General features: G+C 54.5%; 21 protein-coding genes. 12 read left to right on the top strand and 9 right to left on the bottom strand.

The genetic code is table 11. The features are described from left to right. Window positions 1-47: 47 nt before the first annotated feature. Window positions 48-938 (top strand): LysR family transcriptional regulator, encoded by an 891-nt coding sequence (locus STH12_RS13570; RefSeq protein ID WP_126168031.1) that lies wholly within the window; start codon window positions 48-50, stop codon window positions 936-938. Window positions 939-1,062: 124 nt separating this feature from the next. On the opposite strand, the gene STH12_RS13565 is transcribed toward STH12_RS13570, so the two are convergent. Next, a complete protein-coding gene (locus STH12_RS13565; protein ID WP_126168030.1) occupies window positions 1,063-2,358 on the bottom strand; it encodes a DUF5666 domain-containing protein in 1,296 nt (431 codons plus the stop codon). Window positions 2,359-2,589: 231 nt separating this feature from the next. Between STH12_RS13565 and STH12_RS13560 the strand changes: the two genes are divergently transcribed. Further along, window positions 2,590-3,330 (top strand): sporulation protein, encoded by a 741-nt coding sequence (locus STH12_RS13560; RefSeq protein WP_126168029.1) that lies wholly within the window; start codon window positions 2,590-2,592, stop codon window positions 3,328-3,330. A 206-nt stretch (window positions 3,331-3,536) separates the two neighbouring features. Continuing rightward, window positions 3,537-4,880 carry an MFS transporter gene (locus STH12_RS13555; protein WP_126168028.1) on the top strand — a complete coding sequence of 448 codons (1,344 nt, stop codon included), beginning with the start codon at window positions 3,537-3,539 and terminating at the stop codon, window positions 4,878-4,880. A gap of 99 nt (window positions 4,881-4,979) precedes the next feature. On the opposite strand, the gene STH12_RS13550 is transcribed toward STH12_RS13555, so the two are convergent. From STH12_RS13550 to STH12_RS13535, 3 genes are all read right to left on the bottom strand, one after another. Continuing rightward, complete coding sequence (locus STH12_RS13550; RefSeq protein ID WP_126168027.1) at window positions 4,980-5,825, bottom strand: hypothetical protein; 846 nt, start codon at window positions 5,823-5,825, stop codon at window positions 4,980-4,982. Window positions 5,826-6,506: 681 nt separating this feature from the next. After that, window positions 6,507-7,991 carry a Re/Si-specific NAD(P)(+) transhydrogenase subunit beta gene (gene pntB / locus STH12_RS13540; RefSeq protein WP_126168025.1) on the bottom strand — a complete coding sequence of 495 codons (1,485 nt, stop codon included), beginning with the start codon at window positions 7,989-7,991 and terminating at the stop codon, window positions 6,507-6,509. A 12-nt stretch (window positions 7,992-8,003) separates the two neighbouring features. Further along, window positions 8,004-9,530, bottom strand: coding sequence for a Re/Si-specific NAD(P)(+) transhydrogenase subunit alpha (locus STH12_RS13535; RefSeq protein WP_126168024.1), 1,527 nt, complete (start codon window positions 9,528-9,530; stop codon window positions 8,004-8,006). A gap of 349 nt (window positions 9,531-9,879) precedes the next feature. On the opposite strand from STH12_RS13535, the gene STH12_RS13530 reads away from it, so the two are divergent. From STH12_RS13530 to STH12_RS13520, 3 genes are all read left to right on the top strand, one after another. After that, window positions 9,880-11,688: an assimilatory sulfite reductase (NADPH) flavoprotein subunit gene (locus STH12_RS13530; protein ID WP_126168023.1), complete on the top strand. Its 1,809-nt coding sequence runs from the start codon at window positions 9,880-9,882 to the stop codon at window positions 11,686-11,688. Then, on the top strand, window positions 11,688-13,403 hold the full coding sequence (gene cysI, locus STH12_RS13525; RefSeq protein ID WP_126168022.1) for an assimilatory sulfite reductase (NADPH) hemoprotein subunit: 1,716 nt from the start codon (window positions 11,688-11,690) through the stop codon (window positions 13,401-13,403). The genes STH12_RS13530 and cysI overlap by 1 nt, the downstream gene beginning before the upstream one ends. A 97-nt stretch (window positions 13,404-13,500) precedes the next feature. Beyond that, window positions 13,501-14,229, top strand: a complete 729-nt coding sequence (locus tag STH12_RS13520) for a phosphoadenylyl-sulfate reductase (protein ID WP_126168021.1) — start codon at window positions 13,501-13,503, stop codon at window positions 14,227-14,229. A 58-nt stretch (window positions 14,230-14,287) separates the two neighbouring features. On the opposite strand, the gene STH12_RS13515 is transcribed toward STH12_RS13520, so the two are convergent. From STH12_RS13515 to STH12_RS13505, 3 genes are all read right to left on the bottom strand, one after another. Continuing rightward, the gene (locus tag STH12_RS13515; protein ID WP_126168020.1) at window positions 14,288-14,830 is read right to left on the bottom strand and encodes a thioredoxin family protein; all 543 of its coding nucleotides are present in this window, start codon (window positions 14,828-14,830) and stop codon (window positions 14,288-14,290) included. A 114-nt stretch (window positions 14,831-14,944) separates the two neighbouring features. Beyond that, on the bottom strand, window positions 14,945-16,384 hold the full coding sequence (ccoG, locus tag STH12_RS13510; protein WP_164551301.1) for a cytochrome c oxidase accessory protein CcoG: 1,440 nt from the start codon (window positions 16,382-16,384) through the stop codon (window positions 14,945-14,947). A 266-nt stretch (window positions 16,385-16,650) separates the two neighbouring features. Next, window positions 16,651-18,078, bottom strand: a complete 1,428-nt coding sequence (locus STH12_RS13505; RefSeq protein WP_126168018.1) for a sigma-54 interaction domain-containing protein — start codon at window positions 18,076-18,078, stop codon at window positions 16,651-16,653. A 247-nt stretch (window positions 18,079-18,325) separates the two neighbouring features. On the opposite strand from STH12_RS13505, the gene STH12_RS13500 reads away from it, so the two are divergent. Both STH12_RS13500 and STH12_RS13495 read left to right on the top strand, forming a co-directional pair. Continuing rightward, complete coding sequence (locus STH12_RS13500; RefSeq protein WP_126168017.1) at window positions 18,326-19,831, top strand: S10 family peptidase; 1,506 nt, start codon at window positions 18,326-18,328, stop codon at window positions 19,829-19,831. 37 nt (window positions 19,832-19,868) lie between these two features. After that, the gene (locus STH12_RS13495; protein ID WP_126168016.1) at window positions 19,869-20,495 is read left to right on the top strand and encodes a LysE family translocator; all 627 of its coding nucleotides are present in this window, start codon (window positions 19,869-19,871) and stop codon (window positions 20,493-20,495) included. Window positions 20,496-20,558: 63 nt separating this feature from the next. Here the strand turns inward: STH12_RS13495 and STH12_RS13490 are convergent, their stop codons facing one another. After that, window positions 20,559-20,879 (bottom strand): DUF3144 domain-containing protein, encoded by a 321-nt coding sequence (locus STH12_RS13490; RefSeq protein WP_126168015.1) that lies wholly within the window; start codon window positions 20,877-20,879, stop codon window positions 20,559-20,561. A 176-nt stretch (window positions 20,880-21,055) separates the two neighbouring features. On the opposite strand from STH12_RS13490, the gene ung reads away from it, so the two are divergent. Continuing rightward, window positions 21,056-21,721, top strand: coding sequence for a uracil-DNA glycosylase (gene ung, locus STH12_RS13485; RefSeq protein WP_126168014.1), 666 nt, complete (start codon window positions 21,056-21,058; stop codon window positions 21,719-21,721). Between the two features lie 94 nt (window positions 21,722-21,815). Here the strand turns inward: ung and ispB are convergent, their stop codons facing one another. After that, window positions 21,816-22,787: an octaprenyl diphosphate synthase gene (gene ispB / locus STH12_RS13480; protein WP_126168013.1), complete on the bottom strand. Its 972-nt coding sequence runs from the start codon at window positions 22,785-22,787 to the stop codon at window positions 21,816-21,818. Between the two features lie 283 nt (window positions 22,788-23,070). Here ispB and rplU point away from each other — a divergent pair, with 283 nt between their 5' ends. From rplU to cgtA, 3 genes are all read left to right on the top strand, one after another. Beyond that, a complete protein-coding gene (gene rplU, locus STH12_RS13475; protein WP_126168012.1) occupies window positions 23,071-23,382 on the top strand; it encodes a 50S ribosomal protein L21 in 312 nt (103 codons plus the stop codon). Between the two features lie 14 nt (window positions 23,383-23,396). After that, window positions 23,397-23,651: a 50S ribosomal protein L27 gene (rpmA, locus tag STH12_RS13470; protein WP_037439204.1), complete on the top strand. Its 255-nt coding sequence runs from the start codon at window positions 23,397-23,399 to the stop codon at window positions 23,649-23,651. Between the two features lie 129 nt (window positions 23,652-23,780). After that, on the top strand, window positions 23,781-24,953 hold the full coding sequence (gene cgtA, locus STH12_RS13465; RefSeq protein WP_126168011.1) for an Obg family GTPase CgtA: 1,173 nt from the start codon (window positions 23,781-23,783) through the stop codon (window positions 24,951-24,953). Window positions 24,954-24,957: the final 4 nt, after the last annotated feature.

Raw genomic sequence — 24,957 nt, 5'->3', positions numbered from 1 at the left:
ATTATATTGATGTTAATTTATCAGGATGATTCATCAGGTTTATCTTTATGCCCTCTATCGATCAGTTCAAGGTGCTTAAAGCCGTGGTGGAATGCGGCTCGCTGCGCCTTGCCGCCGACAGCCTGTGTAAGACCCAACCGGCGCTGACCCACGCCATTCGGCAGTTGGAGTCCCAACTCGGGCTGCGTCTTTTCAGTCGTGAGGCTTACCGACTGGCGCTTACCGACGAAGGCAAACGCATCCATCAACTGGCGCTGCGGACCCTGGAGACCCATAACGAGCTGTTGCAGGTGGCGACCTTCCTGGCGGGAGGGAACGAGGCCTCAGTCACGCTGGCGGTGGAAGCCTCTTTTGAGCTGGCGCCGATATTGCCAGCCTTTGAGGCGGTGCAGGCCGAGTTTCCCGCCTGTGAAATCGTTATCCGTCAGGAATACTTAACCGGGGCGGTGGAGCTGGTGCAAAAAGATCTGGCCGAGCTTTGCATCAGCCCGGTGAATCCGGCACTGAGCCCGGGCGTGAGGTTGCAAAGCCAATTCCTGACCCGGGGCGAGATGGTTAATGTGGCGTCGCCCAAACTGCTTGCCCGCCATGGTGCGCTTCACTCGGTGGCCCAGCTGAAGGATGAATACCAGATCCTGGTGCAGGACAGCGGCAGCGGCACCCGCGGCCTCAAACTTGGGGTGCAAAGCGCCCAGCGCCACTGGTACGTCAACAACTTTGCCACCAAGCTGTCGCTGATTGAACAAGGGATGGGCTGGGGGCGCTTGCCGTTGTGGATGATAAAAACGGCCCTCGAAGAAGGCCGTTTATTGGTGCCGGAATTGAATGATTTCAGTGCCCGTGAGCAGTTTGGATACTCACTGGTGCGCCGTGCCGATGGCGCACCGGGGCCAGTGGCTACGCGGCTGTGGCAGGCGCTTGCGGGCACTGCAGGCTAGCTTTCACGCCCGCAGGCCCTGTCGTTGAAAGCCTGAGAGACAGGGAGTCTGCTTCGCAGCGTCAGTTATCCAGTGCACAGCTTCAGTTGTTCAGAGCGCAGCTTTAGTTATCCTGTGCGCAGCTTTAGTTATCAATAACACAGCCGCTGATTTGCTGATTGGCGCCCAGGGTGCACTCAAACTCGCCGTGCTTGCCAACAAAGGCATTCAGGCTGCCATCCACGGTTTGATAACCGAAGAGTCCGGCCTCGGCGTCCAGCGCCTGAACCTTACCTTCGAGTTCGATGCGGCTGGTTTGCTGCTTGGCTTCGATTTCAGTCACGATAAACTCGCCCGCTTGCTCGTAACCTGAGAGCGATACCCAGTTGCTGCCGTTAACATCGGCGGGCAAGAGGTCATCAAACTCGGCGGCGGATGACAGGGTCAGGCTGATGCCATTAAGGTTGATGCGGCCGTTGGCATCCAGAGTGGCAAAGCCCGGGGCTTCAAATTCGCGCTCATCCAGCTCAAAGCCGCTGTCGCCCTTGTGCTCAAATTCAATTTCTTTGGCCACCAGGTTCATGGCGCCCAGATCCCAGCTGCCTTCCACTTCAATTTGGTTGCCCACCTTCAGATCGGCGGCGCTGCCGTCTTCAAAACGGGTCTGGTCGGTGATGGCCACCGAGGTTTGCTGATTGAGCAGCAGATGCGAGCCGTCCTGACTCATCCAGCTGATAAGCCCTTCGGCCTCGATTTCATCGCCCTGATTATGCTCGCGGTTTTGCTTTTCGATATTGCTGGCCTTGAGGCTCAGACCATCGAGCAGGCCTTCAACTTCGACCAGATCGCCGTTGTTCAGGCTGATGGAACTGGCGCTGTAGTCCACGGTTACTTTGCCGAGTTTGAACTGTTTCGCCTCGGTATTCAGCGCCGTGACCACACCTTCGAGTTCGCTGTGGCTGTCGTCGCTGCGCTCAATAAAGCTGGCTTTAAGCTGGTCACCATCGAGGTAAAAGCCGCTCACTTCCAGCATATCGCCTGGCTTGATGGCGCTGAGACTCAGGCCGTCATCGAAGTGAGCCTCTTTGGTGAGCACCCGAATGCCCGCCATGGTCAGTACATCGCCATCAATATTGCTCACCGGGGCCTGCAATTCGCTGTTGAGGATCACGTCGGTGGCGACGCCTTTTTCGGTTTTAATGTCGAGTACCATGCCGGGCTTAAGCTCAGATAAGCTGGTGCCTTCGAAGCGGGCACCGGCGGCGTCCAGGCTGCGGCCATTGATGTTAAGGATGCTGCCGGATACGGCTTCGAGCTCACCGGAAATACTGGCCGGGGCCGTTGGGATAACAGGCTGGCCACTGTCGTTATTGTCGCTGCCGCCGCAGGCTGTGAGGCTGGCGACCAGGGGAATAAGTGTCAGAGAAGCTAACTTCTTCATGTTGCAAAGTACTCCTTATTGCAATCGGGTTATTAGGGAAAGGCGCGGATTCTAGCGCCGCAGATGGCGGCCAGAGAAGGGATGTGAACCACAATTAATCCTGATTTAACCTCGGCGGGAGAAGATGTGATCCAGGCCAAATTGGCCGTGTAAATGACTGTGAACCCGGGCTTTACCCGGGCCGGGCACAACCGCATAATGCCCGCTTCTTTTGATACTGTGGATGGATACATGTTCAAGAAACTTCTTGCTGCCGTTGGTATTGGCAGCGCCAAAGTTGATACCCAATTGCACCAAAGCCGCCTGTTCCCCGGACAGGAATTCGAGGCGACTATCGTTATTCAGGGCGGTGATGTACCGCAAAAAGTCGAGGGTATCGATCTTGCTCTGATGACCCGGGTGAAAGTAAGCGGTGAGAACGGCGACTTTTTTAAAAACCATTGCCTGGCCAAGTGGCGGGTGGCCAAGTCGTTTGAAATCCAGCCCGGCCAGGTGCTTGAAATCCCTTTCAAGGGCCAACTGCATCCGGAAACCCCCTTCACAGCGCTGCCGGTGCGCAACAACCAGTGTCAGGTTTGGCTGCAAACCGGGGTGGACATAGACGTTGCCCTCGACCCATCCGATAACGATGCCATAGAAATTTTGCCCACCCCGGTACTGGAACATGTGCTGACCGCCATGAACGAGCTGGGCTTTGCCCTCACCAAGGCCGATGTGGAGCAGGGCTTTTTGAATGCCCCAAGCTTCCGTTCCCGCTCCGGTTGCTATCAGGAGCTGGAATTCCACCCCCGCAGCTTTGGCTTCTCCAGCCTACGTGAAGTGGAAATTTCACTGGTGTGCGACACCGCCGAGACCCACCTCTTGATTGAACTCGACCGCGCTTTCCGTGGCGATGGTTACACCGCGTTCTCGCTGGCCAATAACGCCAGCGCCAGTGAAGTGCTTAGCAGACTCAAACAACATATCCGCTGACAACAACCCACCCCCAAAGGCGCCTGACGGCGCCTTTTATTTGCCGTTTTGCCGTATTCAGGTAGCGCCCCCAAGCACCTTCCCTTTGCTTCGCGTTTATTTCAGCGCTTATTCCGCAGACATGTTATGTTGTAAAAACGTTAAGGCATGAGTAAGTTAGGCCGCTTCCAGGCAGTTTGCTTTATGCCCCAGCCCAGAGATGGATTATGCAAAGCGATATTTCCCTTGCCAGAGTGAAGCAGTTTCCGCGCCTGATGTGGATTTTGCTGTTTGGCTCTTTTATTACCCGTGGCAGCTACTACATGGTGTGGCCGTTTCTGGCGGTGATCCTCTATGAGCGCTTTGGGCTGTCGGCCACCGAGGTGGGGCTGATTTTATCTGCGGCGGCGCTGGTGTCTGTGCTGGTAAGTTTTATTTGCAGCGCCCTGTCGGACAAGGTTGGCAGGCAAAAGATGATGTATGGCGCCGGGGTGCTGTACATCATTTCGTTTTCGCTGCTGGCCGAAGCCGATTCGGTGCCCGGATTTGCGCTGGTTATCACCCTTTGCTCTATTGCCGCATCGCTGTGGCGGCCTTTGGTGGCGGCCCTGATTGGTGACATCATCCATGAGTCCCAGACCCGGGAACTGGCGATGCAAAGCATGTACTTTATCGTCAATGCAGGCTGCGCCATCGGCCCCATTGCCGGTGTCTGGCTTGGGTTAACCGGCGAGCAGTCGAGTTTTTACATCACCACTGTGGCTTTTGCTATTTTGCTGTTGCTGCTCTGGTGGGGATTTGCCAAACACGACTTTAGCCGGGTTGCTGATGGCGTGAACGGCAGTCAGCCGGGCGATACAGGAGTTGGCAAAGAGGGCAACGAGGGCTGCGAGGGCCAGGAGGGCGGAGATGGCAGAGAAGAGCCGCCTGCCGGCAACCACAAGGCCACATCCGGCATGCGCTATACCCTGCGGGTACTTGCCAAAGACAGGCTGCTGCAAAGCCTTATTCTGGCCAATGTTATCTGCATGTTCATCTTCGGCCAGATGGATGGCTCCCTGGTGCAGTACTTAAGCCGCGCCGAGGTGCCCAATGTGCTCGAGCTTATTTCGTCAATGATTTTCACCAATGCGATGATCATCATCACCTGCCAGTTTTTGCTGCTCAAACTGATGGCTCACTGGTCTTTGGTCAAGCGTATTCAGGTGGCGTTGGTGCTGTTAATCGCATCGCAGCTGTGGATGGCGTTAAACCCGGTAACCCTGTTTTGGGGCTGGATTGGCGCCGTGGTGGTGATGAGTCTGGCGGAAGCGGTGCTGTTCCCCACCATGAACGTGCACATCGACCGCATCGCACCGCGCCATCTGCGCGGCGCCTATTTTGGCGCATCGTCCTTCTATGAATTCGGCTTCGCTTTGGCACCACTTGGCGGTGGCATAGTGCTGGATCTCTTAAACGGCTCCTGGCTGTTCTTCGGCTGCGCCGTGCTGACGCTTTTGGTGATCTTCCTCTATAGCCAATTGGAAAGCCTATCCCGCCCAGACTTTGCTACCGAGCGGGCTGGGGGTTAACGCCTTGCTAAGAGGCGAGTAATAGTTGGCTAAAATGTGTAGCGAAGCGGAACCGAGCCAACTGTTACGAGTCCTGCTTGAGCAACTTGTTAGCAGTTTTCACACCTTTTCCTGTTGCTTTTTAAATTCTGCAATCCTTTCTTCATCTGCTTTTCGCTGAGCCTCACGGTCTTTTGAAGTGTAAGTATTAACGTGTAATCTTTTAGATGAAGAGTTAGTCATTCTTTCGAATTGTTCTCTGAGCTTCTTTAAATCTCCTGCCATTTTATGCAGAGGATCGCCGCCTCCAATTTCTGTAATTCCTTTTAGTTCTGCAAAATCAATAGTTAACTCATTGGAATAGTCACTACCTTCAACATCGGTATAAGAAACAACTATTTTGAAAAACGGGGTAAAAATGTCATCACCTTCAAGTTTTCCTTTTAGCTCAAAAAAACTGAACAAGAAACTATCAATTTGTTGATTAATTCCCAAGGAGTGCATGCCGTTAGAAAAGATATGAAGCTTCAAAAAGTGATCCACGATTACATTTTCACCTTCGAGAATTTCAGCCCCGCTTTTATCAATAAATTTGAAATTTACATTTCGAGCAATGCCTTTTCCTAGGTTACTCACATTAATCATCATCAAATTAAATGATATATCACTATTTTTAAGAGTTACTGAAACACTAGGCCTAATATTTTCTTTTCTAAGGGAATTAACTTGCTCTATTTGGGCTTCCCTTAAGTACCAAGTTTCTTTAGCTAAGATAAATGTTAAAACAGCTATAGCAACAGTAGCTAAAGCAGATACCCATGAGGACAATGAGTCAGCAGTTAGAATTGAGGATAATTGAATTTGGCTACCTGCCACCATTCCAAGTATGAAAATTAGTGGAGCACTTACAAGCCCAATAACTGAAACTAAAGGAATCAAACTTCTCTCATTTTTCCGTTTACTCATACCTTTCCTTAAACTGCTAACATTTGTATAGTGCGCATGCGCATAATCTCCCCGCGTGACGCGCAGAACGCTTCGGCTCTCGCTAAACATGCAAAACTGTTTACATTGTTGCCACTCACGCGGTCGCTAATACCTTCCGACCACTTGGTGAAATCTATCGCAACACACTGTTTTTAAATTTGAATTTTAACTTAGCAAAATTCATCCAAGCTGGAAAGCGCGCATGCGCATGATTTGCGCCCGTTTTGTTTCGAGCACCATTTTTTCGTGAGGAAGAGTCACGAAACCCAAAACACCTTTACTGAGGAATACACCTATCCCGCTCGAAGCGGCCGCAGGGCATTGGTGGTCGTTGCGTGGCCGAGGCATGGATGCCGAGGCAGCGTCAGTCGAATCAGGGATGAGCGTCTGACGCGGTAGCAAAAGAACGTCAATGCCCAAGGGGATGTCCGCTTCGTCGCGGGCGGCAGGGGAGATCCAAGAGGGGATTGCTGTAGATCCCCTCTTGGTCGGGTATGGGTTGAAGACCCACGACCTTAAGCCGCTTGCAAAGCGACACAACATAAAACGACAAATCACCCCAATGGCAATTGGAACCACTGCCGAGCGGGGATAAAAAAGGGCTCCCTATGGCGCCCTTTTCAGAGGTTATCAATGATGCTGATAGTGAGCATCGAAGGTTTACAGCGCCTTCAGAATCGCCTCAACACTGTCCTTGGCATCGCCAAACAGCATCTGGGTGTTGTCGCGGAAGAACAGCGGGTTCTGTACCCCGGCGTAGCCTGTGTTCATGGAGCGCTTAAAACCGATAACGGTTTGGGCTTTCCACACTTCCAGTACCGGCATACCGGCGATGGGGCTGGCAGGGTCTTCCGAGGCCGCCGGGTTTACGGTGTCGTTGGCACCAATCACCAGCACTACATCGGTCTCTGGGAAGTCTTCGTTGATTTCATCCATTTCCAGCACTATGTCGTAAGGCACCTTGGCCTCGGCCAAAAGGACGTTCATATGGCCTGGCAGACGACCGGCAACCGGGTGGATACCGAAGCGTACTTCAATACCACGGTCACGCAGCTTCTGGGTGATTTCGGCCACTGGATACTGAGCCTGCGCCACCGCCATACCGTAGCCGGGGGTGATGATGACTGAGCTTGCGTTTTTCAGCATGTCGGCCACATCTTCGGCGTTGGTTTCGCGGTATTCACCCAGGTCTTCATCACCGCTGGACACGGCGCCATCGGTACCAAAGCCACCGGCAATCACCGAGATAAAGGAGCGGTTCATCGCCTTACACATGATGTAAGACAGGATGGCACCCGAGGAGCCCACCAGGGCACCTGTGACGATCAGCAGGTCGTTGGAGAGCATAAAGCCCGCTGCAGCCGCCGCCCAGCCTGAGTAGGAGTTCAGCATCGACACTACCACAGGCATGTCGGCGCCGCCGATACTGGCCACCAGATGCCAGCCAAAGGCGAATGCAATCAGGGTCATGATAACCAGCGGCAACATGGCGCCATCGGCTTTCACAAAGAGGACCATCAGGCCGAAGGATACCAGTACCGCCAGCAGGTTCAGCTTGTGGCGATGTGGCAGCATCAGCGGCTTGGAGGAAATCAGCCCGCGCAGCTTACCAAAGGCGACCACGGAGCCGGTAAAGGTCACGGCACCGATAAAGACGCCGAGGAAGACTTCTACCAGGTGGATGCTGAGCATGGCGCCGGTGAGGTGATGACCTTCGGCGGCTTTGCTGGCTTCCTGCAATGCGGCTTTGGCGGCTTCCAGGCTCTGGTCGATGTCGCCACCGACGCTAATCACCACTTCGGTGACGGCCTGAGGATGCAGATCTATAAAGCTGTTAAAGCCAACCAGTACGGCCGCCATACCCACAAAGCTGTGGAGAATGGCCACCAGTTCCGGCATCTCGGTCATTTCCACCTTGAGGGCCAGACGCACGCCAATGGCGCCGCCGATAACCATGGCGAGAATGATCCAGTGCACGCCACTGGTTTCCGGGTTGAGGATAGTGGCAATAAGCGCAATGGCCATGCCCGTGATACCAAAGAGGTTACCCTGCTTGGCGGTCTCCTGACGGGACAGACCCGCGAGACTCAAAATAAAACACAGCGCTGCTACTATGTAGGCTGCTGTTACCAGTCCTTGAGACACAGTGATTCCCCCTTAATCCTTACGGAACATCTTCAGCATGCGATGAGTGACAGTAAAGCCACCGAAGATGTTGATACTGGCAATAAGCACGGCAACAAAGGCCAGCGCGGTAACCAGCGTCGAGCCGCCGCCAATCTGCAGCAGTGCGCCCACCACGATAATGCCCGAGATGGCATTGGTGACCGACATCAGCGGCGTGTGCAGCGCGTGAGTTACGTTCCACACCACGTAGTAGCCCACCACGCAGGAGAGCAAAAACACGGTGAAGTGGGACAAGAACTCAGGCGGTGCCACGCTTGCCACGGCGCCAAAGCCAATCAGACCCAAAGCGCCCAGAATGTACTTGAGCTTGGAAGGCTCCTTGGGCTCGGCTTTTTTCAGCTCTACCTTGGGGGCGGCTTTGGCCGGAGCGGCAGACACGGAAATCTGTGGTGGCGGGAAGGTCACTTCACCGGCTTTGACCACAGTCATGTTGCGCATCACCACATCGTCAAAGTCGATAACGGCATTGCCGTCTTTCTCTTTGCACATCAGCTTCATCAGGTTCACCAGGTTGGTGCCGTAAAGCTGCGACGACTGGACAGGCAGGCGGCCTGGCAGGTCGGTGTAACCAATCACCTTCACGCCGTTTGCAGTTACAAACAGCTCGCCCGGGACCGTGTATTCACAGTTACCGCCGGTGGCGGCCGCCATGTCCACAATCACAGAGCCGCTCTTCATCGAATCCACCATTTCCTTGGTGATAAGACGCGGTGCTGGCTTGCCGGGGATAAGGGCGGTGGTAACGATAATGTCGACTTCTTTGGCTTGCTCGGCAAAGAGTGCCATTTCGGCCTTGATAAACTCTTCGCTCATTACCTTGGCGTAGCCGTCGGATGAAGCGCCGTCTTCGCCGCCGAAGTCGAGCTTGAGGAACTGGCCACCCATGGACTCGATTTGCTCCGCCACTTCAAGGCGGGTATCAAACGCGCGAACCACGGCGCCGAGGGAGCCTGCGGTACCTATGGCGGCAAGACCGGCCACACCGGCACCAATCACCAGTACTTTGGCGGGCGGCACCTTACCGGCAGCGGTGATTTGGCCAGTGAAGAAGCGGCCAAACTCGTGAGCGGCTTCGACCACGGCGCGGTAGCCGCCGATGTTGGCCATGGATGACAGGGCATCCAGCGACTGGGCGCGGGAAATGCGCGGCACCATGTCCATCGCCATCACGTTAATGTTGCGCTTTGATAATTTCTCAACCAGCTCAGGGTTCTGAGCGGGCCAGATAAAACTCACCAAGGTTGCGCCGTCTTTGATTTCTTTTATTTCATCTTCGGTTGGGGCATTGACCTTAAAGATAAGGTCGGCCTGCCATACGGAGGGCACTACGCTGGCACCCGCCGCCTCGAAGGCTGCATCACTGAAGCTGGCAAGGGTGCCGGCACCAGATTCGATAGCCACTTCAAAGCCGAGCTTTTTAAGTTGCTCTACCGTGGCCGGGGTCGCAGCGACCCGGGTTTCACCGGCGAGACTCTCTCTCGGAATTCCAATTTGCATGACGATTCCCTGATGGTTGAAAAAACATGAACACACCGTGTCCTGTGTCGGGCGAAACAGGGCAAGACTGATTGAACCGTTCGGTTCAAGCGACTGTCTGTAGGGGACAGAGCTTTCCACGGCGTGAGCTCATTGTGGCAAGTCTTCCTGCTGACACAAGCGCATATTCTTCATGTGGCGACTTAAGCCACTGGTCGGAGCAAAAATTTTGCGCCAAGCCACACTTTTGTAGCTTAAAAAATCGACTCTGCATATTCCTAAAGTGAATTAAAAATTAATATTTATTCTTTTTTGCTTTGGAAAAACTTCTCTAAGCTAGCATCCATCAAAATGTCACTGGGTCGTCCTCATGCTGTTAAAAGAATTATCATCCCTCGCGTCCCCGCTCAGTGCCGAGCAGGTCGACAAGCTCAAGAGTCTGAGCTTTGAACTCAATGCCGTGCAACTGGCCTGGGTCAGTGGTTATCTGGCGGCAAGCGCGCAATCTGCCGCTGGGGGGGCGTTTGCTGCAGCGCCAGCTGCCCAGGAAGCTGCTACGTTAACGGTGCTTTACGCATCGCAGACCGGCAATGCCAAAGGCGTGGCCAGTAAAATCAAAGCTGCGGCAGAAAGCCGTGGCTTAGCTGTGCAGTTACAGGATATTGCCTCGTATAAAACCAATGCGTTGGCAAAAGAAAAATTCCTCATCATTGTTGCCTCGACCTATGGCGAGGGTGAGCCACCAGAGAGCGCTGTTAGTTTCTATAAGTTCCTGTTTGGTAAAAAAGCGCCGAAGTTACCTGAGCTGCAATTTGCCGTGTTGGGCCTTGGCGATACCAGCTATGAGTTCTTCTGCAAAACCGCCACTGACTTTGACAGCCAACTGGCTGCATTGGGTGCAAAACGCTTGCATGAGCCGGCCCTGCTCGACGTCGATTATGCCGAGGGTGCGAAAAACTGGCAGGAAGCAGCCTTGGATGTGTTTGCACCGCTGCTTAAAGCATCAGGCGCCGCTAGCGAGCGAGTGATTGCATGGCCAGGTGCGACTGGCACCGCGGGCAGCCACAGCCAGTATGATAAGCAAAACCCAGCGACAGCTGAGTTAAGTGTTAATCAAAAGATCACAGCGCGTAATTCCACTAAAGATGTGCGTCATATTGAGATCTCGCTGGAAGGCACTGGCCTGAGCTATCAGCCGGGTGATGCTTTAGGGGTGTATTTCCGCAATGCGCCGGAGCTTGTCGCCAGCGTGCTGGCCGCCACAGGTTTAACCGGCAGCGAGCAAGTTGAACTGTCTGGCCAGACGTTAACCCTGCAAGCGGCGTTAACCGACGAGCTGGAGCTTACCCAGGCTTATCCGTCGCTGGTGACCAAGTACGCAGAGGCGAGCAACAATGCCGAATTGCAGGCGCTTGGCGCAGACAAAGACGCGCTGCGCGCTTATCTGGCCGATAAACAAAGTGCCGATGTGATTGTGCAAAACCCTGCCAACATCAGCGCACAGCAGCTGGTAGACAGCCTGCGCAAAGTGCAGCCACGTTTGTATTCCATCGCCTCAAGCCAGGCCGAAGTGGGCGAAGAAGTGCATTTAACCGTTGGCGTGGTGCGTTACGATGCTTTTGGCAACACCCATTTAGGTGGTGCGTCAGGCTTCTTGGCCGAGCGCTTGGCTGAAGGAGAGCCGGTAAAAGTCTTTGTTGAACACAATGACAACTTCCGCCTGCCAAGCCCCGATACGCCAGTGTTGATGATTGGCCCCGGCACAGGTATTGCGCCGTTTAGGGCGTTCCTGCAAGAGCGTGATAACGCAGGTGCGACCGGCCAAAACTGGCTGTTCTTTGGCAATCCGCATTTCACCCGTGATTTCTTATATCAGGTGGAGCTTCAGGACTACTTGAAGCGTGGGGTGTTAACCCACCTGGATGTGGCATTTAGCCGCGATCAAGCACAAAAAGTGTATGTGCAGGACAAACTGGCTGCCAAAGGCGCCGAAGTCTGGTCTTGGCTGCAACAAGGTGCGCACTTATATATTTGTGGTGACGGCAACCGGATGGCAAAAGATGTACATCAGGCGTTATTACAGATTGCCCAAACCCACGGTGGCTTGTCTGAAGAAGCAGCCGACGAGTATTTTGAAGAGTTACGCGAGAGCAAGCGTTATCAGAAGGATGTTTATTAATGAGCCAATATCCAATTAAACCTGAACTGCAGGTGCAGGGCCAGCTGTCTGATAACGAGCGTCTGAAGGCTGAAAGCAACCATCTGCGTGGCACTATCACCACAGATTTAAAAGACGAGATTACCGGTGGTTTTACCGGTGATAACTTCATGTTGGTGCGTTTTCACGGCATGTATCAGCAGGATGACCGCGATTTACGTGCTGAGCGCGCGGAGCAAAAGCTGGAGCCGCTGCACAATGTGATGCTGCGGGCGCGTATGCCCGGCGGGATTATCAAGCCTGAGCAATGGCTGGCGATTGATGAATTTGCCCGCGAGCACACCATGTATGGCTCAATTCGGTTAACCACCCGCCAGACCTTCCAGTTCCACGGGGTGTTTAAACCGGATATCAAGCCGATGCACCAGATGCTGAATAAAATCGGCATCGACTCGATTGCCACCGCAGGTGACGTAAACCGCAACGTGCTCTGTACCTCAAACCCTGTGGAATCGGAGTTGCACCAGCAAGCTTATGAGTGGGCTGCGAAAATCTCTGAACATTTGCTGCCAAAAACCCGCGCCTATGCCGAGATTTGGCTGGGCGAAGAAAAAGTAGAAACCACGGAAACTGAGCCGGTGCTGGGTGATAGCTACCTGCCGCGTAAGTTTAAAACCACTGTGGTGATCCCGCCGCATAACGATGTCGATGTTCACGCCAACGACTTGAACTTTGTCGCTATCGCCGAAAATGGCCAGCTGGTTGGTTTTAACGTGTTGGTTGGTGGCGGCCTCGCGATGACCCACGGCGATAAAACCACTTATCCGCGCCGGGCAGAAGATTTGGGCTTTATCGGTCTTGAGCATGTGCTGAAAGTCGCAGAGCACGTGGTGACAGTGCAGCGTGACTACGGCGATCGGGTTAACCGCAAAAATGCCAAAACCAAATACACCATAGATCGTATCGGCGTAGACGCTTTCAAATCTGAAGTGGAACAACGGGTTGGCGTGGCCTTTGGCCCAAGCCGTCCTTACGAATTTACCCACCGTGGCGATCGCTTTGGTTGGGTGGAAGGCATAGATGGTAAGCACCATTTAACACTCTTTATCGAAAACGGCCGTCTGCTCGATTACCCGGGTAAGCCGCTGAAAACGGGTGTGGCTGAAATTGCCAAAGTGCATAAAGGCGATCTTCGCATGACGGCAAACCAGAACCTGGTCATCGCAGGGGTTGCAGCCGAAGATAAAGCGCAGATTGAGCAACTGGCGCGCAGTCATGGTTTGTTGGAAAACGTGACTACTCAGCGTAAAAACTCGATGGCTTGCGTGTCACTGCCAACCTGTCCGCTGGCGATGGCAGAAGCCGAACGTTACCTGCCAACCCTGGTCACCCACGTTGAAGGGATTTTGAGCAAGCACGGCATTGCCGATGACCATATCATCCTGCGCGTCGTGGGCTGCCCGAATGGCTGCGGCCGCGCCATGTTGGCAGAAGCCGGTTTAGTGGGCCGTGGTCCTGGCAAATACAACCTTTATCTAGGCGGTAACACTGCGGGTACCCGTATTCCGAAATTGTATTTGGATAACGTAGCCGAAGCGGAAATTCTGGCTGCACTGGATACCTTGATTGGCCGCTGGTCAGTTGAGCGTAACCCAGGTGAATGTTTTGGTGATTTTGTTATTCGGGTGGGTGTTGTTGCCGAAGTGAAAGTCAGTAAAACCGACTTCCACGCCTGAGACCAGTCAGGGGGAAGCAAGGCTTCCCCCGTTTGTTTTGGCGGCCCTATGGCCGGTGCCAAGACCTCTAGCGACGCCAGAACCCTTGGAGATAAGCATGAATTATCACGATTTACTTAGTCTGGACGCAGCCGAGCAAACGGCCGCGCTTGCGGACATCAATCTGCAGCTGGCCAAGGCCACGCCTGCCGAGCGGGTTGAATTTGCGCTGCGTGAATTACCCGGCGAGCATATTTTAAGCTCCAGTTTTGGTATCCAGGCGGCGGTGATGCTGCATTTGGTAACGCAGGTAAAAAGCGATGTGCCTGTGGTGCTGACCGATACCGGGTATTTGTTCCCGGAAACCTACCGCTTTATCGATGAGCTGACCGAACGCCTCAAGCTGAACCTCAAGGTGTACCGCGCCCCGCTAACCGCTGCCTGGCAGGAAGCCCGCTTCGGTAAGCTGTGGGAGCAGGGACTGGACGGCCTTGAGCGCTACAACCGCATCAACAAGGTTGAGCCTATGCAAAGGGCGCTGGAAGAGCTGGAAGTGGGTACCTGGTTTGCCGGCCTTCGCCGCACCCAGGCATCGACCCGCGAAGGCCTGCCCATTCTTGCCATTCATGGTAATCGCTTCAAATTGCTGCCAATTATCGAGTGGAGCAACAAGGATGTGCATGAATACCTGACCAAGTTCGAGTTGCCTTATCACCCGCTGTGGGAGCAGGGCTATGTGTCCGTGGGCGATACTCACTCCACCAAGCCGCTGGAGCTTGGCATGAGTGAAGAAGACACCCGCTTTAATGGCATGAAGCGCGAGTGTGGTCTGCACTACGAAATCTGATGCAGATGTAAACAAAAACGCCGGCAATCGCCGGCGTTTTTTATGGGGCACTCAATTGTCAGCCATGGCCCTTGGCGGCATGGATGGCGGTTATCACGTCTTTTTCGCTAAGTTCCCCAGGCAAAATTCTGCCCTTTGGCAGCGACGGGCCGTAGACCTTGTTAAAGGGGGCGCCGGGCGCGGCGACATTGCCGTAATAAGGCGCGATACGTTCGGCTTCCTGACTCCAGTTAGCCTGCATCAGTACCACCTTGCCTGACAGCAGGGTGCTGACCACCTCGGGGCGATGCAGCACGCCGACCCGGTTGGTCTGACAGGCCATGCACCAGTCTGAGTGCAAATCAACAAATACTGTATAGCCGCCCTGAACCAGCATGGGGATTTTATCCACCGCCAGCGGTTGCCACAGCAGCTCACGGTAATCCTGCTGATCGCTGGCTCTATGCACAAAATAGGTGGCCGAGCCCACCATCAGCGCCATCAGGCCAATCACGGGAATGACCGCCAGCGGTATGGGTTTGCCCTTGCTGCGGGCAATAATCAGCGCCACCACGGCGGTAACAAGAAGCAGGGTCATCAGGGTGCTGAGAGTGAGGATCATCGGTTATTCCTTATGCAATCACCCCTTCAGCATAAAGAAGCGCCCTTAAGCCAAGGTGAAAGCGGCCGACTGTACGGCCGCCCTTTGACCTGGCGCACACCCCGAATTGCGCCGTTATGGGGCGAAGAACACCGATTCCTGTCGGACAGTTTCTGATTCATCCCCGTTATCGCTCACTCTGAATACAAGCTTGCTGCGACTGGCTGGAATGGTGCCAGTCGCCGTCAGCGTCAACGGCAGCTCAATTTGCTCGCCGGGCCCAATGCTGACAAAACTCGCCGAAACTGCCAGCGGCATTGGGCTTGCCACCGTGATGCTGTATTCCCGTGGCTGCTGGGTTTTGTTGCGGATTTTCAGAAGGTAAGTATTTTCGATGCCGCCGGTGCCGGTTTGACGATAGAGGCTTTGACGGTCACGCAGTACATTGAGTTCGATAGCGCTGCGACTTGCCATGTCCAGCCCCATGGTGGTGAGGATAACCACCAGTGCCAGGCCATAGCCGATAAAACGTTTGCGCTGCCACAATGGCGGCGTTTGCCCCTTAAGCTCGGCCTCACTGGCGAAGGCGATAAGGTCGGGTTTGTAGCCAAAATTGGCCATGGTCTGATTACAGGCATCGACGCAGGCGCCGCAGTTAATGCACTCATACTGCAGGCCATTGCGAATATCGATGCCGGTGGGGCAAACCTCAACGCACAGATTGCAGTCGACGCAGTCGCCAAGGTTGGTGGCGGCCTTACGCTTGCGTGGCCCCCGGCTTTCGCCACGGGCTGCATCGTAAGTCACGGTTTTGGTGAACTCATCGAACATGGCCGACTGAAACCGGGCGTAGGGGCAGCAATGCAGGCACATTTGCTCGCGCATCCACCCAGCATTGAGGTAGGTACAAATAGCAAAAAACCACACCCAGGCGGTGTCCCAGAATCCGGCACTGAAGCTGAAAATGGCCGGGTAAAGCTCCCGCGCAGGGACGAAATAGGCGATAAAGCCGCAGCCGGTCAGCAGTGACATCAGTAGCCAACTGCTGTGCTTCCCAACACGTTTGGTGAGTTTTTCCCGGCTCCAGGGCGCCTTGTCGAGCTTGATGCGTTGATTGCGGCTGCCTTCAAACTTCTCTTCGACCCAGGCAAACATAAAGGTCCACTGGGTTTGTGGGCATAAGAAGCCGCACCAGACCCGGCCCCAAAACAGGGTCACGAAAAAGAGACCAAAGGCGGCGGCAATAAACACCCAGGCCAGCAGGGTAAAATCCTGGGGCCACAGGCTGGTGCCAAAGAAGTAAAACTGCTGATTGCTCAAATCAAACCAGATGGCCTGGCGGCCGTGCCAGCTGATAAAGGGCAGCAGAAAAAACAGCGCTATCAGGCCAGCACCTGAGGCAGTGCGCCAGCGCTGAAACAGCCCTGACTGGCTTCGAAACTGAATTTTGCCGCTGCTTTTGGCCGCCGCTTTTTGGGAGGGTTTATGGCCAGTTGAAGGCTGTTTTAAGGCTGAAGGCTCTCTCTTCGCTGAAGGCCCTTTTGCGGCTGAAGGCTCTTGGTCTGCGGATGGGATAAAAGTGACGGGAATGCTTCCCTGAGATTGATTGCTTTGTTGCACCTTGGTTGTTCCTGAATGACTCACACAAGGGCGTTAATGGCAAGAGCTGTGCCAGTTGGGTGTTGTGCTAACTCATTGATTATCAATGGGTGACGTCTTTGGTTGGCACCATGGGGTCGCGATATATCGTTACATTGCGATATATCGTGACTTTTGCTGGCGTTGAGCTGCACTGTGCATTTGTTTGTTGGCTCAGATGGGGGGAATCGGCAGGCTTCTTATTAATGACCCAACCCGGGGCGATGGATCTTAAGCTTTTGCATCCGTGAACGCAGGGTGCTTGGGGGCAGCCCCAGGGCTGCTGCGGCGCCGGATGGCCCCGAGATCCGCCAGTGACAGGCATCCAGGGTCGCGCGAATGTGGCTTGCTTCCACTTCGGCCAGGGTGTTTCCCGCTATTGGCAAATTACTGCTGCCCGGGATGGAGCTGACCTTGAGGATAGGTTCGCGGCTCAGAATTGCTTCCCGCTCCAGCAGGTTTTGCAGCTCACGCACATTGCCGGGCCAATTGTACTGTTGCAGCCGCTTAAGGCTGGCGCTGTCGACTCCGGCAAGGGGCTTGCCAAGCTTTTGCGACAGGCCTTTGAGCAGCTGCTGCACCAGCTCGGGAATATCCTCGGTGCGTTGGCGTAGCGGTGGAACCCGCAGCGGAAACACATTCAGGCGGTAGAAAAGATCCATCCGGAACAGCCCCTGTTCGACCCGTTTTTGCAAATCATGGTGACTGGCGGCAATCAGGCGGATATCCACCTTGATGCGTTCGCTGCCGCCGAGGCGTTCAAACTCCTGCTCCTGAATAACCCGCAGCAGCTTGGACTGCGCCTCCAGGCTAAGTTCGGCCACTTCATCCAAAAACAAGGTGCCACTGTGGGCCAGCTCGAAGCGACCCTTGCGACGGCTGCTGGCGCCGGTAAAGGCACCTTTTTCATGGCCGAACAACTCGCTTTCGAGCAGTGACGCCGAGAAGGCGGCGCAGTTTACCGAGATCATCGGTTTGTCGCGGCGACTGCTGAGCTGATGAAGCTCGCGGGCAACCAGCTCTTTGCCTGTGCCGTTCTCGCCCTGAATGAGCACAGTACTGCCGGTGTTGGCTACCAGACGGATTTGTTTTTGCAGGTTTTGAATGCACTCGCTGCTGCCGGTGATTTGTGAGGGGCCGCGCTTGTCCTCAAGCTCGGCCTGCAGCAGTGAGTTTTCCGATGCCAGCTGCTCTGACAGCGCCTGCACCTGCTCGAGCGCCTGGCGCAGCGACTGCTCGGTTTGCCTTTGTAAACTGATATCACGAAATATCGCGACTACGCCTTTAAGCTTGCCATTCTGCCACACCGGGGTTGAGCTGTAGTGCACCGGGAAGCTGCTGCCATCCTTGCGCCAGAACACTTCATTGCTGATTTCCCGGGCCTTGCCGTCTTTCAATGTTTGATAGATGGGGCAGTCTTCCTGGGGATAGTGGCTGCCATCTTCGTGGCTGTGGTGGTGGAAGTTATGGATGGTTTTGCCGAGCAGTTCCTGTGCCTGCCAGCCGGTCATGCGTTCGGCCGCCGGATTGATAAATACGGCATTCCCATCCAAATCAAAACCATAGATACCTTCGCTGACTGCATCCAGCAGCAGACGATTTTCCGGCAAAAAGCTTTCCTGTTTGGCCATGGGCGTTTCCGGGTGGCGGTGGTATTGAGGGCATTATAGGGCTGGGAGCGCTGGGCGTCATGCTTCTGCTGTTATAAGTCACCAAATATCGTGACTTAATCGCACTTTTGCCAGGCAACGCGAAAGCATTTGCTTGCAATTGTCCTTTTGCCTGAGGCAGACGCAATTTGTACTCTTGCTGTTTTGGCTTTTTTGCTGCCGGAAATCGCCTTAACCCTGTCTCTAAAATAACTACAGGAATGACACCATGAAACGACTGCTTCCCTTGCTGCTGGGGCTGTGCCTGCCAGGATTGGCCTTGGCCGCCGACGATAAAGCGCCCGCAAACAATGTCGCAACGCCTCAGAGCTTTACCACCGAACATCGCGCAGATGTGGGTGGCCAGCGCATGGCCTACAAGGTGGTGGCCGGGGAAACCGTGCTGCAAAACGACAAAGACAAGGATATCGCCTCAATCTTTTCAGTGAGTTATTTCCGCACCGATGTGAAGTCTCCCAAGGCGCGGCCGGTGACCTTTGTGTTTAACGGCGGCCCAGGTTCAGCCTCTTTGTGGCTGCATCTGGGGATCTTTGGCCCCAAGCGGGTGGTGGTACCCGGTGATGCCCGTGATGATGGCGCCGCCCCTTTTACCCTGGTGGATAACCAGTATTCCCTGCTGGACGTATCAGATTTGGTGTTTATCGATCCTGTAGGCACCGGCTTTTCCCGTGCTCTCGGTGAAAGTCAGGGCAAGGATTTTTGGGGTGTACGCGAAGATGCGGAGTCGCTGGCGGAATTCATCCGCATTTGGCTCACGGAAAATGGCCGCTGGAACAGCCCCAAGTATCTGGCCGGCGAAAGCTATGGCACCACCCGCGCGGTGGCACTGCTGGATGAGCTGCAGGGCGGCTGGACCGATATTGCCGTTAATGGTGTGATGCTGATTTCATCTGTGCTGGATTTCAGTCACTTTCGGTTCCAAAACGGCAACAATCAACCTTATATTGGCTTTTTGCCGACTATGGCGGCCACGGCCTTTTACCACAATAAGGTGAGTGAGACCGATCGCAGCATGGGGCTGGCGGCCTTTGTGGAGGCTTCGCGCCAGTTTGCCCTGGGTGACTATGCCACTGCGCTGCTGCTTGGGAATCGTCTGGACAAAGACAAATACGACGCCGTGCTCAAACAGCTGGCGCGTTTTACCGGCCTTTCGAGTGAGTATCTGGCGCGGGTAAACCTGCGGGTGTCCGGCAGCCGCTATACCAAGGAGCTGCTGCGTGACCGCAGTCAAACCGTGGGCAGGCTCGACAGCCGCTACACCGGCCGAGACTATGACGATGGTGGTGAGCGAACCGATAACGACCCATCCGGCTACGGCATCGATGCCGCCTACACCGCTGCCATTCACGAATACCTGTTTGGTGAGCTTGGTGTGAAAATCAAACGACCTTTCAATGTGTTATCCGTTGATGTAAATCGCACATGGAACTGGCAGATGGGCAATGGCGGTGCGGCCAGCAACGTTAATGTGGCGCCACTGCTGGGCAAGGCGCAGCGGGAAAACAGCGATCTGCGGGTATTTGTGGCCAATGGTTACTTTGACTTTGCCACGCCTTTCTTCGCCACTGAAAACACCTTTGCTGACAATGGTATTTCCCCCGATGGCGTAACCATGACCTACTATGAGGCCGGGCACATGATGTATATTGAGCCCGCGTCGCTCGAGGCTCTGGCCCGGGATCTGCGCCGGTTTTATAAAGAAGGCAAAAAATAACGCCGGGTTTTATTAAGAAACAAGTTTTGGGGGAAGGATGAGTTTCAGTGTTTGGCTGGCCCTGCTGGCCGTGTGTTGTTTGGGGGCCATGTCGCCGGGGCCGAGTCTGGCCATGGTGGTGCGCCACACCCTGGGTGGCGGCCGCGGTGCCGGTATTGCCTGCGCCTGGGCCCATGCCCTCGGCATTGGGGTGTACGCACTCATTACCCTGCTGGGGCTGGCGCTTGCCATGAAAGAGGCGCCGCTGCTGTTCAATGGCATAGCGCTGATTGGTGCCCTGTACCTGATGTGGATGGGCTGGGGCGCGCTTAATTCAAAAGGCGGCATGCAGGAGAAGCTAGCGGCGGGCAAGGTCTCTACCCTGAGTGAAGCTGCCCGGGATGGTATTGCCATTTCGCTGTTTAACCCCAAGATTTTGCTGTTCTTTCTGGCGCTGTTCAGCCAGTTTGTGATGGCCTCATCCACACTGGAGGGCAAGGCGATTATTGTGCTGACGCCGCTGGTGGTGGATGGTCTGTGGTACACCCTGGTGGCGCTGATGCTGTCGCATCCAAGGTTGCTGCCCAAGCTTCGTGAGAAGGCGGCGATTATCGACAAGCTGTCGGGAGCTATCTTAATCCTGCTTGGCCTACGGGTTATCTGGACCCTGTGGCAGGGGCTTTGACGAGTTAGCCACACATGAAAAAGGCCGCATGATGCGGCCTTTTTGCTGGCTAAAAAACGGCACTCAGAGCTTAAAAGTCTGCACGGCGTTATCACTGGCAGGCTCGGCTTCCGGGGTGGGGACCACCGGCGGATTGGCAATATGGTCGTCCAGATTGTCGTTCAGCATGTCCTGATAATCATCACTGAACCACTTGAGGGCATTGGCCTTTTCGGTTTGCAGATCGGCTGATTTAATGGCGGCCTCGAAGGCGTTGAAGCGCGCGGCCGCAAAGCGCAGTGCGGTACCTACTTTACCCACATCGCCCTCGGCGGCGCTGAGCTCATTGGCCAGCGAAATAAATTTATCGGCAAGTTCAAACAGGTTGGTATTAGTCTCAGACATAGTCGGGTCCTGTATTTTCGTCTTTGCTGATTCTACATGATCCGGCTTTGCAGGCCACTGCCATCGGCCCTGATTGGGATCTGCATCGGCTCTCATCAGGCTGGCAGGCAACTGCGGCTGATTTGGCCGCGACTATGGGGTACACTGCAGCCTTTGAATTTTGACCCGGATGCCCCATGGCCATTGCAAGCTGGCAGGACTTTATTGCCGCCGAATCTGATAAGCCCTACTTCAAGACCCTCATCGACTTCGTGGCCGCTGAGCGCCAAAGTGGCAAAACCATTTATCCTCCTGAAGAGGAGGTATTTGCTGCGTTTGAGCACACGCCACTGGATAAAGTAAGGGTAGTGCTGATTGGCCAGGACCCTTATCACGGCGCCGGTCAGGCCCATGGACTGTGCTTCTCTGTAAAGCCCGGAGTTAAGCCGCCGCCATCGCTGGTAAACATGTATAAAGAGCTTTGTACCGATATCCCCGGCTTTGAAATACCCTCCCATGGCTATTTGTTGCCCTGGGCGAAACAAGGGGTGTTGATGCTCAATACCGTGCTGACCGTGGAGGAGGGCAAGGCGCACTCCCACGCCAAGGCGGGCTGGGAAACCTTTACTTCGGCGGCGCTCAAGCTTTTGAATGAAAAAGAGACGCCAATCATTTTTGTGCTCTGGGGCAGCCACGCGATTAAAAAGGGCAAGGGTATCACTGCGCCTCAGCATCAGGTGCTGTCCGGGGTGCATCCATCACCCTTGTCGGCTTATCGTGGCTTTTTCGGTTGTGGCCACTTCTCGAAAATCAATGAGCTGCTCAAAGCTCAGGGCGGCGAGCCTATCGACTGGCGCCTGTGATGGGCTAAGATGCTTAGCCATCGTTGACAATAAAAAACCTCGCAGATGCGAGGTTTTTTATTGAGTGAAGTGCGCAATCAGTTGCTGCGGACTATTAGTTGCTGCGGGAGACTGCGATTTTGGCCAGCGATTCAAGCGCTGTCTTAAAGTCACCTTCCGGCAGCACGCTGAGGGCGGCAATGGCCTTATCTGCTTCTTCTTCTGCGCGCTTACGGGTGTAATCCAGGGCGCCACAGCGGTGCAGGGCAGCGAGGATCTCCTCAATGGCGCCTGTGCCGTCAGCCTTTTCGATGGCAGTGCGGATGAGGCCGCGCTCGTGCTCGTTACCGTTACTGATGGCGTAAATCAGTGGCAGGGTTGGTTTGCCTTCGGCCAAATCGTCACCAATGTTTTTACCAAGCTCTTCGGCATCGCTGGTGTAATCCAGCAGGTCATCAATCAACTGGAAGGCGGTGCCCAGGTATTTGCCGTAATCGGCCAGAGCTTCTTCAACCTTTTCGTCACTGCCTGCCAGTACCGCGGCCAGACGAGTAGCCGCTTCAAACAGCTTGGCGGTTTTACAGTAGATAACCCGCATGTAGCTGTCTTCGGTGGTGTCCGGGTCGTTGCAGTTCATCAACTGCAATACTTCGCCTTCGGCCAGCACGTTGGTGGCATCGGCCAGTACCTGCAGCACCTTCATGCTGCCAAGTTCGGTCATCATCTGGAATGAACGGGTATAAAGGAAGTCACCCACCAGAACGCTGGCGCTGTTACCAAACAGGGCATTGGCAGTTTCACGGCCGCGGCGCAGGGTGGATTCGTCCACTACATCATCGTGCAGTAAAGAAGCAGTATGGATGAACTCAATAATGGCAGCGAGTTTAAGGTGACCTTCGCCCTCATAGTTCACGGCGCGGGCCGCCAGTACCGACAGTAATGGCCGCAGGCGCTTGCCGCCACCATTAATAATATAGAAGCCCAGCTGGTTAATCAGGGCAACGTCGGATTCCAGTTGTTTGTAGATCAGCTGGTTGACCGCCTGCATGTCGGCGTCGGCCAGCTGTCGAATCGCATTCAAATCCATAGCAGACTCTGGTGTTCAGGGCAGGGTATAATCAGGCCCTGTTTTAGGCATAAGTGTTATATTAGACGCGATCTTACCTAAAAATATTGCAGAAGGCAGTAGTTGCCCGGTCAATGTGGGAGTTATGCGGATCTTTTTTTAAACTTTGCTAATTAGGGCTTGTCAGCTGGGCATTCTTCGCGTAAACTCCGCGCCCATTGTCATTAAAGTTTTTTGTGGCGAATCGCCCCTATCCCGAGGGACTCAGGGCCGAGGCGTCAGAAATTTTCGGAGTAAAATAGCTATGTACGCTGTTTTTCAAAGTGGCGGCAAGCAGCACCGTGTTGCTGAAGGCCATACTGTACGTTTGGAAAAAATTGAAGTTGCTACCGGTGAAACCATCGAGTTCGATCAGGTTCTGTTGGTTGCTGATGGCGAAAACGTGAAAGTGGGTGCTCCACTGGTTGAAGGCGGCAAGGTAGTTGCTACTGTTGTTGCTCACGGCCGCGGCGAAAAGGTAACTATCCAGAAGTTCCGTCGTCGTAAGCACCACGAGAAGAAGATGGGCCACCGTCAGTGGTTCACCGAAGTTAAAATCACTGCTATCAACGCTTAATAGGAGTCTGACTCATGGCACACAAAAAAGCTGGCGGTTCTACTCGTAACGGCCGCGATTCAGAAAGCAAACGCCTTGGTGTAAAGCGCTTCGGCGGCGAATCAGTTCTGGCTGGTAACATCATTGTTCGTCAGCGTGGTACCAAGTTCCACGCCGGTGTGAACGTAGGTATTGGTCGTGACCATACCCTGTTCGCTCTGACTGACGGCAAGGTGAAGTTCGAAGTTAAAGGTCCTAACAACCGCAAGTTCGTTAGCATCGAAGAATAAGCTTCGTTACAGCTATGCTGATTAAGCCCCGCCTTTGGTGGGGCTTTTGTTTTGTCTGGGGCTATAGAGAGTTTTGGTCTGCCACGCTGCAGGCGGTATAATTGCCCTATTCTGTGGTGAGGAGTTGATATGAAGTTCGTCGACGAGGCGGTCATCAAGGTTCAGGCCGGTGACGGTGGCAGCGGTTGCGTAAGTTTCCGCCGCGAAAAATATATTCCCGACGGTGGTCCCGATGGGGGCGACGGTGGTGATGGTGGCAGTGTGTATCTGGTCGCTGACGCCAGCCTCAACACCCTGATTGATTATCGCTTTGAGCGCTTTTACCTGGCCGAGCGTGGCGAAAACGGCCGCGGTCGCGACTGTACCGGTAAAGGCGGCGAAGATCTTTACCTGCGCGTGCCTGTGGGTACCCGCGCTGTGGACATAGACACAGACGAAGTGCTGGGCGACCTGACTGAAATCGGTCAAAAGCTGTTGGTTGCCAAAGGTGGTTTCCACGGTTTGGGTAACACCCGCTTTAAGAGCAGTGTGAACCGCGCCCCGCGTCAAAAGACCTTGGGCACCAAGGGGGAAGTGCGCGAGCTGCGCCTTGAGCTGTTGCTGCTGGCTGACGTTGGTCTTCTGGGTATGCCAAATGCCGGTAAATCGACCTTTATCCGCGCCGTATCCCGCGCAACACCTAAAGTTGCCGATTACCCCTTTACTACCCTGGTGCCAAACCTGGGTGTGGTGAATCCGCGTCCCGGTCAAAGCTTTGTGGTTGCCGACATCCCTGGTTTGATTGAAGGCGCCGCCGAAGGTGCAGGTCTGGGTATTCGCTTCCTGAAGCACCTGGAGCGTTGCCGCGTACTGCTGCACATCCTGGATATCGAGCCAATCGATGGCTCAAGCCCGGCCGAAAGCGCCCGTGCTATTCTGGCTGAGCTTGAAAAATACTCACCTGAGCTGGCTGCCAAGCCACGTTGGTTGGTATTTAACAAAACCGACCTGCTGCTGGAAGAAGAGCTGCAGGAACGTGTGGATGCCATTGTGGCCGAACTTGGTTGGGAAGGCGATGTGTACACCATGTCTGCCGCCACCCGCGAAGGCACCAAAGCGCTCAGCGAGAAGCTGTACGACTTCATCAAGAGTCTGCCGGATGAAGCGGCCAGCGCCGATCCTGATAAGGAAGTGGAGTTCAAGTGGGACAACTACCACAAGGCTCAGCTTGACGATCTGAACCCGGATTACGATGATTCGGATGATGACGACGATGATTTCGACGATGACGACTACGACGTGGAAGTCATTTACCAGAGATAAGCCT

This window comes from Shewanella khirikhana (assembly GCF_003957745.1).
Lineage (GTDB): Bacteria > Pseudomonadota > Gammaproteobacteria > Enterobacterales > Shewanellaceae > Shewanella > Shewanella khirikhana.
This window is presented reverse-complemented; position numbering and strand designations above follow the sequence as displayed.